This is a genomic window from Flavobacterium sp. ASV13 (genome assembly GCF_000745775.1).
Lineage (GTDB): Bacteria > Bacteroidota > Bacteroidia > Flavobacteriales > Flavobacteriaceae > Flavobacterium.
The window spans coordinates 148,285-163,971 of the sequence record NZ_JQJY01000001.1 but is presented as its reverse complement, the minus strand read 5'-3'; the positions used below and the strand labels follow the sequence as shown (position 1 = coordinate 163,971).

Here is a 15,687-nt window from a genome sequence, read left to right as displayed (position 1 = left end):
TAGTTCTTTATTTTGTGAATTAGAATATCTATAAATGCTGGCTTGTATTCCTTGTTCAAAGCAATAAAATGTTATGATTTTTTTTCGAATTGCTATGTACTTTCTTTATTATTAGATAACTGGAGTACTTTGTTTTGGATCAAAAAGCATTGCAGTACATAAACAATTTTTTCTTTCCTTACTCATTAATATTGGACAGTTTACACATGATTTGCAACTCTCCCAAAACCTTTCGTCTGAAGTTAATTCTGCAAAAGTAACCGGTTCAAAACCTAGTTCATGATTCATTTTCATAACGGCTAGACCTGAAGTTAAGCTGAATATGCGAGCCTCGGGATACATTTCACGGCTTAGCTCAAAAATCTTTCTTTTAATTTTTTTTGCAAGTCCGGTATGTCTGAATTCAGGCGCTACAATTAATCCAGAATTAGAAACAAATTTTCCATTCTCCCATGAAGAAATAAAAGAGAAGCCAGCCCATCTCCCGTCAGAGGCAAAAGCGATTACAGCTTCACCTTTATTTATTTTTGTTTCAAGAAATTCAGGAGAACGACCAGAAATTCCAGTGCCTCGGGCTACCGCAGAAGAAAATGTCACATCGCAGATTTCTTTGATCCAAAAAGTATGAGTAGATCTGGCTTTTTCAATAGTAAATTCAACTAATTCTTCTGTCTCTTCAGCAGCTGAAAATGTTGTTCTGTTACGAAATGAGCTTGAAAAAAAGAGATTTTTATTTGTTAGATTTATTTTAGGATCTATTATGGGGTTTATAATTTTCATGATAGTTTAAGATATTAACATGTGGAAATACAAATTGAAAGTTTCAAATTATATGAGTTAGACAATTTGAGAAATCAGTAAAACAGCTGTAAAGAAAACTATGGCAAAGACCATTAAATTGATAAACCTATCTTTATTTTTCAAAGATTTATTTGATACATATAGTTTTGTAATCTCCTTGCTTCTTGTTTTATTTGTTTTCATATTTTTTTAATTTATGTTCAGTTTCGATGTTAATTTAAATTGATTTACCGAGTAAAAACAAAGGGCATGCCAGAATAAAAAAAAGAAAATAAGTATTTAAATATCAATGTATTGTAAAATACAAAAGATCTTTGTGTTTTAAAAAGCTATCAAAATGATAAGATTGGCCTTTCAAAATGAAAGGAATATTTTTATGTTGTAACACTCGGCTTGGCTGGAGTAGTTCAAAATGCTTTCTCGCGGATAGGACTTAGTGTAAAAAGACAAAATCTTTTTTATAAAATTAGGGATAAGGAAATTCATTGCCGAAGTATTAATTTTAGAAATTTAACGTTATGAAAATAAACATAAAGCAGATATGAAGTCAAACCTTATTCTAACAACACTTTTTATTATTTTTTCTAATTTTCTTTGTGCGCAAACTAATTTCTCTGACAATCCTTTAGATGCTGTTTTTGAAACAAAAGATTCAAAGAATTTTTGGGAAGCATTTGACAAAATGGACAGATCAAAAGAAAATCCGTTTATTGAATACATGCAAAAAGGTTCTCCAGGTGTTAAAGGATTTACAGAAAACAGAATAATCAATGCCGACTCTCTTTTTACAGTTGTAAAAAAAAGAAAAGCAGATTATGAACTTTCAAGAAATGTTTTGGACGGTATTTCATCCAAAGAAAAGAGAGTTAGAGCCATTTATAGTGCTTTAAAATATTGGTATCCAAAGGCAAAATTTCCTCCAATTTATTTTGTTTATGGAAGATTTAACTCAGGCGGAACTTCTTCTCCTGATGGAATTATTATTGGAACTGAAAAACTTAAAAATCTGGATGGTGTTTCAGGTTTAATTGCACACGAACTTATTCATTATCAGCAAAAAATTGAAGGTAAAGATATGTTGTTGAAATGGTGTTTACTTGAAGGAGGCGCCGATTTTATTGGTGAACTTATTTCGGGAGAATCCATAAATAAGTTTGAATATAAATATGGAAACCAAAAGCTAGATAAATTATGCGATGAATTTGTAACGAAATTAAAAAATCCTGAATATAAAGATTGGTTATATGAAACGACTAAGAAAGATGACAGGCCAAATGATTTAGGATATTGGATTGGCTATAAAATAATTGAATCTTATTTTAATAAACAGAAAGATAAACAAAAAGCAATTGAAGAAATACTAAATATAAAAGATCCAATACAGTTTTTGAAACAAAGTGGTTTTTTAGATGTGTATATTGAAAGATATCAAAAATCAAAAAAAGAAAGTTTTGATGCGTTTTTTTAATAAAATGGTAAAAAAACTCCTTAAGAAATTAAGGAGTTTTTTTTGTAAGCCTATCAAACCATTTTGGTTAAACATCTTTTTTAACCATTAATAAAATGACTTATTTATTTTTCTCAATCAATTCAATAATTTTTAAAGCAACACCTTTTGAGGATTGAAAATTTTGTCCTGTAATAATTCGGCCGTCTTGTTCAACATAAGATTCATTTCTCTTTGAGAATTTAAAACCCCCTCCTCTTTGTTCTATTGTCTTCTGAATTAAGAATGGGAAATGTTTAAAATATTCACCATCTTGTTTTTCAAAAGAATCAGGATAACCGCTTATTTTTTTTCCTTCAACTAAGAATTTACCATTTTTAGTTTTTAAGTTAACAATCCCCGCAGTTCCATGACATACCGAAGAAATAATTCCGTTATTATCTTCATAAATTTGCATAGTAATGCTCTGAATGTCCGAGTTTTCAGGAACATCATACATTGCGCTTCCGCCTCCAATATAATGAACGGCTTTGTAAGTTTTATAATCAATTTCTTTAGGATTGAGAGTATGTTTTATCGCATACATAAAGTCTTCATTATATAAATATTGTTTTTGCAAGCTATCAGAGGTATCGATATAAGCTAAAGGAATCGCTCCACCCTTTGGACTCACAAAATCAACAGTATAACCTGAATTTATAAAAGTGTCATAAGCGTTTACAATTTCGGCAAAACTGTTACCCGTTGAAATTGTAGAATTTCCGTAATAATGTGAATTAGAAACTATGAATAATATTTTTTTACCTGATTTATTACTTGCTTTACTGCTTGCGGATTTACTAATTATTTTCCATTCACCTTCAATTTTTTTCAGTAAGAACATATCCATAAATTCTTGTTTTCTTTCAGGAATAAGAATTTCGGCTTTTGCTACAGCGATATCATTAAAATATCCTATAGAGATGATTCTACCTATACGACCGTTAAATTCTCCTTTGTTGCCTTTTTGAAACCATGTTACATATTCTGAACTCGGAACTATCCATAAAGGTTTTTCTTTATGGCTTAAAAAAAGATTGGCTTCAGAATAAAAAGCCTTACTAATACTGTCTGGTTTGTTATAAGATGTGCCTTCAATATAATTTTGAATGCAGTTCTCAATTAGAGACTGTTCCGATTGTGAAAAAGATAAATTTGATAGTAGAGCAAATAAGATTGCGAAAAAGATTTTTCTCATAAACTTTGGATTATAGATTTAAAAATGTTTCTCAAAACTATGTTGATTAACTTTTAAATCATTCCAAGTTTATGATATCAGGAGTACGGATTTATAATTTCGGAGTAATTTTTTCTTATAATTCAGAAAACACAATGCCCACAATGTATCTCGTGCTCATCTAATGTGTTTTTATCTGCAATTATATATGAAAATATAAGACATAAAGTTCTTTAAACATATATAAAGTAAAAACCTCCAAAATCAAAAGACTTTGGAGGTTTTGAAAAATTTTATGGTCCTTAAGAAGCTATTTAAAAACCATTTAACAGATGATTTGAAGAAACTTAATTAAATAAATGTTTATTAAACCAATCTATGATAATTTTTTATTTACTACTAATGCTAGGTTTGGTTGATGTAGATTTTTATCAAAAGAATTATAAATTGCATTTAATGTAGCAGCTTCAAATGCTAAAAAATCTGAATTAATTGGATGGTTGCTTCCTCCAATAATTTCAAAATTTAATTTTTTAAGATCCTTTCTTTCGTAATCAAAAAAATCTATAAATCGCTGTGCAGCCTTAATAACACTTTCTCTGTAAACAGTTGGAATTTCTTCTTCCCTACTTATATTCCAAATTATTTCTGAGTTGCTTTTAGTCGAAAGCGAAAGTTTAATTTTAACATGTCCATAACGTGATCTTCCATTTACAGTTATATTAGTTCCTTCACCATAAAGTTCTATACTATTTTGATTTAATAAATTTTTATCTAAATTTTCAAATACCTTAAAATATAAATTTCTTTCTAATTCTTCTTCTGAAAAAGCTGAATTAGAAACTTTATTTGAAGATTCGTTATCAATATCTTTGTTTGATGTTTTTTCATTATTTTTATTTTTTCCTAAACTAAAGCATTTATAAAAATTAAATATTTTCATACGTTGTTATTTAGTCAATATTTCTTCCAGCAAATAAATGACAAAACTAAGCTTAGTAGTATAACATATTGGTGGAAGAATAATATTATATTAAAAGTTATTTTATACGAATTTAGAAACTATTCTTTATGAATTGCCAGAGAAATTTCAATTATTAAAGATTTATTCCTTTTCTATCTATATTCCTTAAAAGCTACGAACCATTTATTTCAATAAAAATAAGACTTCAAAGAGGATACAAAAAATACAATTTTTTAAAACAATAAAAAACCTCCAAAATCAAAAGACTTTAGAGGTTGTTTAAAACTTGTGGGCGATGAGGGGTTCGAACCCCCGACCCCCTCGGTGTAAACGAGGTGCTCTGAACCAGCTGAGCTAATCGCCCTATTTTATTAGGCTGCTATCATTTCGTGATTGCGAGTGCAAATATACAGCTAGATTTTGTATTTGCAAGCGTTTTCTAGAAAAAAATGAAAAATAATTTCAATAAAATATTTAGAAAGCTATTTTTCAGTGATTTAAAAAACTAAAAAAATCTTCATTTTCTTAAATTTAGTTAAAAAGAGAAAACACAAACTCTAAATCATAATCATAATATTCTTTTGTATTCACTTGCTATAATCATACATTTGCATATCTTAATAATATATTCAAATGGCTAGATTTCAAGAAAACGATTTACCGAAAGCTAAATTAGACTCTAACTCCCTTCAAAAAGCACTCCGAATTTTTAAATATGCCAAGAATCACAAATGGAAATTTTTCCTTGGCTTGATTTTCCTTTTATTGACCAGCGCCACTGCCCTCGCCTTCCCTAAATTAATGGGGATGCTAGTTGATTGTGTTACAAATAAAGATCTTGATAAAGCAAACGAAATTGCCATCGCTTTAATGGGAATTTTGACTTTACAGGCGATTTTCTCTTTCTTCAGAATTTCTCTTTTTGTAAATTTTACTGAAAATTCATTATCGAATATTCGTTTTGCATTGTATGAAAACTTGGTAAAATTGCCAATGTCATTCTATTCTCAAAAGCGTGTTGGAGAATTAAACAGTAGAATCAGTGCTGATATTTCGCAATTACAAGACACTTTTACAACAACTATAGCCGAATTTTTACGTCAGTTTATTTTAATCATCGGCGGATTCGTAATTCTAGGAAGCATCAGTCCAAAATTGACTTTGATGATGCTTGCTATTGTTCCTGTTGTCGCCGTTGCCGCTGTAATATTTGGAAGATTTATTCGTAAATACGGAAAAAAAACACAAGATAAAGTAGCCGAAAGCCAAGTAATTGTTGAAGAAACATTACAAGGAATAAGCAATGTTAAAGCCTTTGCAAATGAATGGTACGAAATTCAGCGTTATAAAAACAAGATCAAAGAAATCGTAAAAATTGCCATCAAAGGTGGTCAATATAGAGGTTATTTTGCTTCGTTTATTATTTTATGCCTTTTTGGATGTGTTGTTGCTGTAGTTTGGTACGGAATTACACTAACTATAAAAGGTGAAGTTGAAGGTGTCGGAGATTTGATTTCTTTTGTTCTTTACACCACTTTTATCGGAGCTTCTTTTGGTGGAATTGCCGAAATGTATGCACAGATTCAAAAAGCGGTTGGAGCAACAGAACGTGTTTTTGAATTATTAGAAGAAACTCCTGAAGCAATTAATGCAAATCCTCATGCATCTTCTGTAGAAAAAATTAAAGGAAATGTAGTGTTTAAAAATGTTGCTTTCCATTATCCATCCCGAAAAGAAGTTCAGGTTTTGAAAGACGTTAATTTCTCAGCAGAATTTGGTCAAAAAATCGCAATTGTTGGACCAAGTGGCGCGGGAAAATCTACCATATCTTCTTTATTATTGCGTTTTTATGATATTACAGACGGAGAAATTTTAGTTGATGGGAAAAATATCCACGATTATGATTTAGAAAACCTTCGAGGTAATATGAGTATTGTACCTCAGGATGTTATTCTATTTGGAGGAACAATCAGAGAAAATATTGCATATGGAAAACCAGATGCTTCTGAAGACGAAATTATAGCAGCTGCAAAACAAGCAAACGCATTTAATTTTATAGAAGGTTTCCCAGAGAAATTTGAAACTTTAGTTGGAGAGCGTGGAGTAAAATTATCTGGCGGGCAACGTCAGCGTATTGCAATTGCCAGAGCTTTGCTTAAAAATCCAAGTATATTGATATTAGATGAAGCAACATCATCATTAGACAGCGAAAGCGAAAAACTGGTTCAGGAAGCGTTAGAAGTCTTAATGGAAGGAAGAACCAGCATCATCATTGCCCATAGACTTTCGACTATTAGAAATGCAGATAAAATCCTTGTTTTGGACAATGGAAAAATTTCGGAAGAAGGAACACATCAGGAACTAATAAGTCTTGAAAACGGAATTTATAAAAACCTAAGTAATCTTCAGTTTAGTAATTCATAAGAGGAATTTCAAATGATAAAACAAACCCGATAGGCTTTTAAACCTGTCGGGTTTGTTTTTTATTATAAACAAAACATGTTAAACCGGACTGAAGTCCGGCCCTACAATACAAATAGAGCCAAAGGCTCTTTTGCAGTTCCAAAGGAACAAATAATATTGTAGGGCTGGACTTTAGTCCAGTTTAGACAGAGAATATTAAAGAAAATCATTTTTTAGAAAAGACAAAAAAAAGCTCCAATCGTAAATTGGAGCTTTTTTTAATATCTGTAAAACTGATACAGAAAACAGAAAATTAAAATTATTTCCCTTTTCTTCTGTTTCTTTCTGCTTTAATCATTGACAATTCACGGCTTGTTTGTCCAGCTACAGAAGTATTTTCTTCTGCACGACGAATCAAGTAAGGCATAACATCTTTTACGGGTCCAAATGGCAAATATTTCGCAACATTATATCCGTTTTCGGCTAAGTTATAGCTAATGTTATCGCTCATTCCGTATAATTGACCAAACCAAATTCTGTTGTCGTTTTTAGCAATTCCTTTTTGAGCCATCATTTCCATTAATTTGTATGAACTCAATTCGTTGTGAGTTCCTGCAAAAATTGCCATAGTATCTAAATGCTCTAACATATATTGAACAGCTGCGTCATAATTTACATCAGTAGCTTCTTTAGAAACACAAATCGGAGAAACATATCCTTTTTCCTCAGCTCTTTTATGTTCTTTTTCCATATAAGCACCACGAACCAGTTTCATTCCAATATAAAAACCTTCTGCTTTTGCTACATCATGCAATTTTTTCAAATAATCCAAACGATCCCAACGATACATTTGTAATGTATTAAATACAATAGCTTTTTCCTTATTGTATTTGCGCATCATATCTGTCACTAAATCATCAGCAGCATCTTGCATCCAGCTTTCTTCACCATCAATTAGTAACGCAACATCTTTTTTGTGTGCTTCACTGCAAATTTTGTCAAAACGAGCTACTACTCTATCCCACTCTGCTTGTTCTGCAGGAGACAAAGTTTGTTTTTCTCCTAATTTCTCATACAATTCAAAACGACCTAAACCTGTTGGCTTAAAAACAGCAAACGGAATAGCAAGGCGTTCTTTAGCAAATTCTACTGTTCTTAAGGTCATTTCTAAAGCGGCATCAAACTGCTCTTCTTCTTCTTTTCCTTCAACAGAATAATCCAAAACTGACGAAACACCTTTAGTGAACATTTTATCTACTACAGTAAGACAATCATTCTCGTTTACACCACCACAAAAGTGATCAAAAACAGTTGCTCTAATTAATCCTTCAACAGGAAGGTGCGCTTTAATTGCAAAATTTGTTACAGCTGTTCCAATTCTTACAAGCGGTTCACTGTCAATCATTTTAAAAAGAAAGTAAGCTCTATCAAGTTCTGTATCACTCTTTAGCGAAAATGCAACTTGAGTGTTATCGAATATTTTTTCCATTAAGTTTAGTTTTTATGCAAAGATATAGAGTGTTTTGAATATTCTTTACGAAATCGTGTGAAATTTTTCTAAATCATCAATATAGAAAAAACGAATATTAAATTATGAAGTAAAATTTTACTGCTTCTTTTAGATTCTGCTTAAAATCCAGAAATACACAATTTAGAATGATTCATTTTAAAACAAATTAGAGGTAAAGTTTGAATATTATTTAGCTTAAAATGCCTTATTTTTGCGCTTTCAAATAACCAAAGAAATTATGAAGTCTATACAAGCGAATAACTATCTGGTGCATTTCAACCAAAATGCATACGAAGCCTTAAATAAACACTTAAAAGAAAATAAATATTCAAACATCTTCATAATCGTTGATGATCAGACAAATGAACATTGTCTTCCTAAATTTATTCCAATGTTGGAAACAGATTTAGCAATTGAAATTATTGAATTTGAAGCAGGAGAAGCCAATAAAAATATTGAAACCTGTATTGAAATATGGAATATTTTAACAGAACTAGGAGCTGATAGAAAATCGCTTGTGATTAATGTTGGTGGTGGTGTCGTTACTGATCTGGGCGGATTTGTTGCTTCTACGTTTAAAAGAGGAGTTAATTTTATAAATGTTCCAACTACTTTATTATCGATGGTTGATGCTTCTGTTGGTGGAAAAACAGGTGTTGATTTAGGAAACCTTAAAAATCAAATTGGTGTAATTAATGTTCCGCAGATGGTACTTATCGATACCGAATATTTAGAAACTTTGCCACAAAGCGAAATGCGTTCCGGTTTAGCTGAAATGTTAAAACACGGTTTAATTTATGATGCGCCTTATTGGAGACAATTCTCAGATTTAAAATCAATCGTTTTTGATGAACTAGATCAGTTAATTTATCGTTCAGTTGAGATTAAGAATGAAATTGTTATTCAGGATCCAACAGAGAAAAATATTCGTAAAGCTTTAAACTTTGGTCATACTTTAGGGCATGCGATTGAAGGTTATTTTTTAGAAAGCGAAGAAAAAACAACTTTATTACACGGAGAAGCGATTGCTGCAGGAATGATTCTAGAAGGTTATATTTCACTAAAGAAGAATTTAATTTCTGAAGAAGAATATCGAGAAATCAAAACCGTAATAAAAGGAATTTATGATGACATTATTTTTAATGAAAATGACATCGATCCAATATTAGAATTGCTGATTCATGACAAAAAAAATGAATACGGTTTAATTCAATTTGCATTAATTGAAGGAATCGGAAAGATAAAAATTAACCAATCAGTTGAAAATAAATTAATTCTAGAAGCGTTTCAAGATTATAAATCTTAAATATTTTTTAATCAAAAGCATTGCTTTAGGTATATATTATTTTTTACATTTGCCTCGATGAAAACAAACAGAAAACAAAGACATTTCAGCTCTTATAGAAACAGACTCAACAGTTCTTTATTGAGAATGCTGAACCGTTTTTATAATAGTAAAAGTCCATTTTGTTTTGATGTTTTCTTATGTTCAAAAGCCGAGCACGAAAAACTGCCGATTATTTTTGCCAATATTAGAGTTTGAATTTTAGATTTAGCGCCGTTTTTACTAAATTTAAATACAAATTAAAATATTGAAAATTAAATGAATACAAAATATTCTGATCTAATAAACCAAACATACTATTTCCCACAAGAGGAATTTAAACTAAACAAGGACAACCTTCAGTTTCATAATATCGATTTGATGAAATTGGTTGAACAATATGGTACACCTTTAAAGTTTACTTATTTACCTCAAATTTCTGAAAATATAAACAAGGCAAAGTCTTGGTTCAGAAAAGCAATGGAAAAGAATAAATACGAAGCAAAATATTACTATTGCTATTGTACAAAAAGCTCTCATTTTGAATACATTATGAATGAGGCCTTCAAGAATAACATTCATATTGAAACTTCGTCTGCATTTGACGTTAATATTGTTGAAAATTTGTTGGAAAACGGAAAAATCAACAAAAGCACATACGTTATCTGCAATGGTTTTAAAAGAGACGAATACATCAGCAATATTGCACGATTAATTAATAACGGACATAAAAATACTATTCCGATTATTGACAATTACGAAGAACTTGATTTGCTTCAGGGCGAAATTAAAGGAAAATTCAAAATTGGAATTCGTATTGCTGCTGAAGAAGAGCCTAAATTTGAGTTTTATACTTCAAGATTAGGTATTGGTTATAAAAATATTGTTTCGTTCTATAAAAAACAAATTCAGGAAAATGACAAATTAGAGCTTAAAATGCTTCACTTTTTCATTAATACCGGAATCAACGATACTTCATATTACTGGAATGAGCTTGTAAAATGTATTAAAGTATACATTGCACTTAAAAAGGAATGCCCTACTCTAGATGGCTTGAACATTGGAGGAGGTTTCCCAATTAAAAACTCGCTTGCTTTTGAATACGATTATCAATATATGATTGATGAAATTATCAATCAAATTAAAATTGCTTGTGAAGAAGCTGAAGTGGATGTTCCAAATATTTTTACAGAATTTGGTTCGTTTACAGTTGGTGAAAGCGGCGGTGCAATCTATCAGATTTTGTATCAAAAACAACAAAATGATAGAGAAAAATGGAATATGATCGATTCGTCGTTCATTACAACTTTGCCTGATACTTGGGCTATAAATAAACGTTTTATTATGCTGGCAATCAATCGCTGGAATGATACTTACGAACGGGTTTTATTAGGTGGTCTGACTTGCGATAGTGACGATTATTACAACTCAGAACAAAATATGAACGCCATTTATTTGCCTAAATACAACAAAGAAAAGCCATTGTATATTGGTTTCTTTAATACTGGTGCGTATCAGGAAACAATTGGAGGCTACGGAGGTTTACATCACTGTTTAATTCCACAGCCAAAACATATTTTAATTGATCGTGATGAAAACGGAATTCTGGCAACAGAAGTTTTCTCAGAACAACAAACTTCTGATGATGTATTGAAGATTTTAGGATACAAGAAAAAAATGTAAAAAAATAATTGCAAATTAAATGTTAATATTTGAAAAATGATTAATTTGCATACAGCAGAAAGAGGTTAAAATCTTTAATTCAAAAAAAAACAAAAAAAACGAGGAAATGAAAGGACCAATCAGTCAGTTTATTGAAAAACATTATCTACACTTTAATTCTGCTTCTCTTGTAGATGCAGCTAAAGAATACGAGCAACAATTAGCTAATGGTGCTAAAATGCTTGTAAGTATGGCTGGAGCTATGAGTACAGCAGAAATTGGTAAAATTTTCGCTGAAATAATTAGACAAGATAAAGTACAAATTATTTCATGTACTGGAGCCAATCTAGAAGAAGACATCATGAATTTAGTAGCTCATTCTCACTATGAGAGAGTTCCTAACTACCGTGACTTGACACCAGAAGACGAATGGGCATTGCTTGAAAGAGGATTAAACCGTGTAACAGACACTTGTATCCCAGAACATGAAGCTTTCAGACGTTTACAAAAGCATATCTACAAAATTTGGAAAGATGCGGATGATAAAGGAGAACGTTATTTTCCACATGAATTCATGTATAAAATGCTATTATCAGGTGTCCTTGAGGAATATTACGAAATTGACTTAAAAGACAGCTGGATGTATGCAGCAGCTGAAAAAAATCTTCCAATCATCGTTCCAGGATGGGAAGACAGTACAATGGGTAACATTTTTGCTTCATATGTAATTAAAGGTGAGTTAAAAGCGTCAACAATGAAATCTGGAATTGAGTACATGACTTTCTTAGCTGATTGGTACTCAAAAAACAGCAGTAACGGTATCGGATTCTTCCAAATTGGTGGTGGTATCGCTGGAGACTTCCCTATTTGTGTTGTACCAATGTTATACCAAGATATGGAGATGCACGATGTTCCGTTCTGGAGCTATTTCTGCCAAATTTCTGATTCAACAACTAGTTATGGATCATATTCGGGAGCAGTTCCAAATGAGAAAATTACTTGGGGTAAATTAGATATCAAAACCCCTAAATTTATTATCGAATCGGATGCTACAATTGTTGCTCCGTTAATTTTTGCATATTTATTAGATTTATAGGATATTTTATGAAAAGAGTTATAGTAGACTACGCCAAACTGACAAATGAAATTTTAAACCTTTTGGTTGAAAAATTTCCTGATGGTTATGATGATTCGGATGTTATCCGTTTTAGAAACGCTAAAAACGAATTGGTAGAAGCTGTTGAAGTTCGTACCGAAGACACTATTTATTTAGTAAAAATCAGTACAAAACTTGCTGACAGAATTGAAAATTACGACGAAGATGATGATATTGATCTGGATGTTGATACAATCGAACCAGTAAAAGGACTTGATCTTGATGATGATGCAGCTGATGATGACGATGATGATGATAGCCAAGACAAACCAGATACTGACGGTGGTGATGACGAGGACGATGACGAAGATAAAGATGATATCGCAGATGACGACGACGATGAAGATGATGAAGATTAATCTATATCTTTCAAAATAAATTTAAGGAACTCAGATTTGAGTTCCTTTTTTTATTACTCTAAATAAACTTTTTTCTTTAAATAATAATTTAAAAAATAATCAAAATTTGAAAGAAAATTCTTTAATTTTATTATTTAAAATATAATTGCAATATGACTAACGAATTACTACACGCCAAATTAAAAGAAAACTTTGGATTTGAAAAATTTCGTCCAAATCAGGAAACTATAATTAATACTGTACTTTCTGGTCAGGATACACTTGCAATTATGCCAACCGGTGGTGGAAAATCAATATGCTTTCAATTACCAGCTCTCATTTTACCGGGAATTACAATCGTAATTTCTCCTTTAATTGCTTTAATGAAAGACCAGGTTGATAGTTTAAAAACAAACGGAATTTCTGCTTGCTATATTAATAGTAGTCAATCTGCACAGGAACAGCAATTTTATATAGATAATTTAAAATCAAATACTTTTAAACTTGTTTATATTGCTCCGGAAAGTTTGTCTTATCTAGATGTTATTTTTAATGAATTGACAATCAGTTTGATTGCAATTGATGAAGCACACTGTATTTCTTCTTGGGGACATGATTTTAGACCTGCATATACAAATTTAGGGTATTTGAAAAACCGCTTCCCTTCTACTCCAATTCTCGCTTTGACTGCCACCGCAGATAAAGCAACTCGTACTGATATTACAAAACAGCTGAATTTAAAAAATCCAAAAACGTTTGTTGCTTCATTCGATAGAAAAAATTTAAGTTTAGAAGTTCGACCAGCTTTAGATCGCGTAAAACAGATTATTGATTTTGTGGAAAAGAAACCAAACGAATCTGGAATTATTTATTGTTTAAGCCGAAAAACAACAGAGGAACTTGCTGAAAAGCTAACTAAAAATGGAATTACTGCAAAAGCATATCATGCTGGTTTAGATAATGTAATACGAGCAAAAACTCAAGATGAATTTATAAATGACGATTGTCAGGTGGTTTGCGCTACTATTGCTTTCGGAATGGGAATTGATAAATCAAATGTTCGCTGGGTGATTCATTATAATCTTCCAAAAAACATTGAAGGTTATTATCAGGAAATTGGTCGTGCAGGTCGTGACGGTTTACCTGCTGAAACTGTGATGTATGAAAGTTATGCCGATGTGATTCAGCTTCAAAAATTTGCATCTGAAGGATTGAATTCTGATATCCAGCTTGCAAAACTAGATCGTATGAAGCAATATGCAGACGCTGTAAGTTGCCGTAGAAAAATTTTGCTTTCTTATTTTGGTGAATTAGTAACTGAGAATTGCGGAAACTGCGATATTTGCAAAAATCCGCCAACTTTTTTCGATGGGACGATTCTCGCGCAAAAAGCATTGTCAGCAATTACACGTTTACAGGAATCTGAGCCATTAGCGGTAATTGTCGATTTTTTAAGAGGCTCGAGAAACGCGTATATCTACGAAAAAAATTATCAAACGCTAAAAACGTACGGAATTGGCGCTGATATATCTTGGTACGATTGGAATCAATATTTAATTCAATTGATAAATCTAGGTTATTGCGAAATTGCATTTCATCAACACAATAAAATTCTTCTTACCCCTTTTGCTAAAAAAGTTTTATTTGATGGTGAAAAAGTAAAACTGACAACGGTTGTCAAAAAAGTAATTGACAAAAATGAAATAAAACAAGAAAAAGCGAAAGCAGTTAAAAATTCACTTTTTGAAACACTTCGAAAACTACGTTATGAAATTGCTAAAGAAGAGGAAGTTCCTGCTTATGTAATTTTTAGTGATGCTGCTTTAAGACAAATGGAGATTTTACGACCAATGAGTGAAGATGAATTCCTTGCTGTTGAAGGAGTTGGAAAAGTAAAATTAGAAAAATATGGCTCGGAATTTATTAATGCAATAGTGCAATTTCAAAGAAATAAGTCAGTTGTTAAAAAAGAAAAAAAAGACAGTACTTATAAAAAAACTTTAGAATTATTTGAAAACGGAATTTCTGTTGAAGAAATCGCAGAAAGAAGAAATATCAGCCAAACCACTGTAATTTCACATTTAGCAAAATTATATGTTGATGGGCACAATTTAGATTTAAGCCAATTCGTTTCTGAAAAAGAAATCAATAAAATTCAAAAAGCTCAAATAGAATTAGAGAAACCAAATGCTCTAAAACCTTATTTCGATTATTTTGAAGAAAAAATGTCTTATGATAAAATTCGTTTTGGTTTGGCTATCATAGAACGAAAAAATCAAACACAACAAGTTTAAATAAAAAATCCTGTGAAAATTTTCTTCACAGGATTTTAGTTTTATAACGTTTATAAATATCTTTCTTCAAAAACTTTTTGATGATGTTTTTGATGTCCGATTATTGCAAAACCTAAAGCGCGAACTGAAATTGGATTGTTTGAAGCGGTTCCAATTCTCTTAAGTTGTTCTTCAGATAAACTTTTGTAAAACAATAAATTTGAATGTCTTAAGGCTGATAGTTCAGTCAATAAATCCTGAATGCTTCGACCGTTTGCATTCGTATTCTCAGCATAATCGTTTTCTTCAAAACTTGGCAAAGGTGTTTTGTCATTTCTTGAAAAACGTAATGCTCGATAAGCAAAAATGCGTTCGCAATCTAAAATATGCTGTATAATTTCTTTGATTGTCCACTTTCCTTCAGCATATCGATAATCAAATTTATCCATTGGAATATTTTGTACAAATCTGATGAAATCATGTAAAGAAATTTCCAATTCATCAATCAAATTTACATTTCCAGCTTCACGAATATAAGTAGCAAATCCGCCCGAATATTCATTATCTAATAATTGATCTGCATTCATATTTTT

At 31.1% G+C, this 15,687-nt stretch carries 13 protein-coding genes and 1 tRNA gene; 8 read left to right on the top strand and 6 right to left on the bottom strand.

The genetic code is table 11. The annotated features are described in order from the left end of the window. Positions 1-111: 111 nt before the first annotated feature. A complete protein-coding gene (locus GQ47_RS00715) occupies positions 112-780 on the bottom strand; it encodes a GNAT family protein (protein ID WP_051951262.1) in 669 nt (222 codons plus the stop codon). Between the two features lie 562 nt (positions 781-1,342). On the opposite strand from GQ47_RS00715, the gene GQ47_RS00710 reads away from it, so the two are divergent. Beyond that, positions 1,343-2,269, top strand: coding sequence for a gliding motility protein GldB-related protein (locus GQ47_RS00710; RefSeq protein WP_035643732.1), 927 nt, complete (start codon positions 1,343-1,345; stop codon positions 2,267-2,269). A gap of 100 nt (positions 2,270-2,369) precedes the next feature. On the opposite strand, the gene GQ47_RS00705 is transcribed toward GQ47_RS00710, so the two are convergent. The 3 genes from GQ47_RS00705 to GQ47_RS00695 all read right to left on the bottom strand — a co-directional run bounded on the left by GQ47_RS00705 (position 2,370) and on the right by GQ47_RS00695 (position 4,792). Further along, positions 2,370-3,485: a nuclear transport factor 2 family protein gene (locus GQ47_RS00705; protein ID WP_035643730.1), complete on the bottom strand. Its 1,116-nt coding sequence runs from the start codon at positions 3,483-3,485 to the stop codon at positions 2,370-2,372. A gap of 355 nt (positions 3,486-3,840) precedes the next feature. Next, a complete protein-coding gene (locus tag GQ47_RS00700; RefSeq protein ID WP_035643728.1) occupies positions 3,841-4,407 on the bottom strand; it encodes a hypothetical protein in 567 nt (188 codons plus the stop codon). A gap of 310 nt (positions 4,408-4,717) precedes the next feature. Further along, a tRNA-Val gene (locus GQ47_RS00695) sits at positions 4,718-4,792 on the bottom strand. 269 nt (positions 4,793-5,061) lie between these two features. On the opposite strand from GQ47_RS00695, the gene GQ47_RS00690 reads away from it, so the two are divergent. Continuing rightward, positions 5,062-6,852, top strand: a complete 1,791-nt coding sequence (locus GQ47_RS00690) for an ABC transporter ATP-binding protein (RefSeq protein WP_035643725.1) — start codon at positions 5,062-5,064, stop codon at positions 6,850-6,852. A gap of 298 nt (positions 6,853-7,150) precedes the next feature. Here GQ47_RS00690 and GQ47_RS00685 read toward each other — a convergent pair whose 3' ends face one another. Then, complete coding sequence (locus GQ47_RS00685) at positions 7,151-8,320, bottom strand: proline dehydrogenase family protein (protein WP_035643722.1); 1,170 nt, start codon at positions 8,318-8,320, stop codon at positions 7,151-7,153. Positions 8,321-8,579: 259 nt separating this feature from the next. Between GQ47_RS00685 and aroB the strand changes: the two genes are divergently transcribed. From aroB to recQ, 6 genes are all read left to right on the top strand, one after another. Then, positions 8,580-9,647, top strand: coding sequence for a 3-dehydroquinate synthase (gene aroB / locus GQ47_RS00680; RefSeq protein ID WP_035643719.1), 1,068 nt, complete (start codon positions 8,580-8,582; stop codon positions 9,645-9,647). A gap of 57 nt (positions 9,648-9,704) precedes the next feature. Continuing rightward, complete coding sequence (locus GQ47_RS23540; RefSeq protein WP_026728688.1) at positions 9,705-9,884, top strand: hypothetical protein; 180 nt, start codon at positions 9,705-9,707, stop codon at positions 9,882-9,884. A gap of 60 nt (positions 9,885-9,944) precedes the next feature. After that, positions 9,945-11,348, top strand: coding sequence for a type III PLP-dependent enzyme domain-containing protein (locus GQ47_RS00670; protein ID WP_035643715.1), 1,404 nt, complete (start codon positions 9,945-9,947; stop codon positions 11,346-11,348). 106 nt (positions 11,349-11,454) lie between these two features. Beyond that, a complete protein-coding gene (locus GQ47_RS00665) occupies positions 11,455-12,423 on the top strand; it encodes a deoxyhypusine synthase family protein (RefSeq protein WP_035643712.1) in 969 nt (322 codons plus the stop codon). Positions 12,424-12,431: 8 nt separating this feature from the next. Beyond that, positions 12,432-12,842 carry a hypothetical protein gene (locus GQ47_RS23535; RefSeq protein WP_035643709.1) on the top strand — a complete coding sequence of 137 codons (411 nt, stop codon included), beginning with the start codon at positions 12,432-12,434 and terminating at the stop codon, positions 12,840-12,842. Positions 12,843-12,994: 152 nt separating this feature from the next. Further along, a complete protein-coding gene (gene recQ / locus GQ47_RS00655; protein ID WP_035643707.1) occupies positions 12,995-15,115 on the top strand; it encodes a DNA helicase RecQ in 2,121 nt (706 codons plus the stop codon). Positions 15,116-15,165: 50 nt separating this feature from the next. Here recQ and GQ47_RS00650 read toward each other — a convergent pair whose 3' ends face one another. Next, on the bottom strand, positions 15,166-15,681 hold the full coding sequence (locus GQ47_RS00650) for a DinB family protein (RefSeq protein ID WP_035643704.1): 516 nt from the start codon (positions 15,679-15,681) through the stop codon (positions 15,166-15,168). Positions 15,682-15,687: the final 6 nt, after the last annotated feature.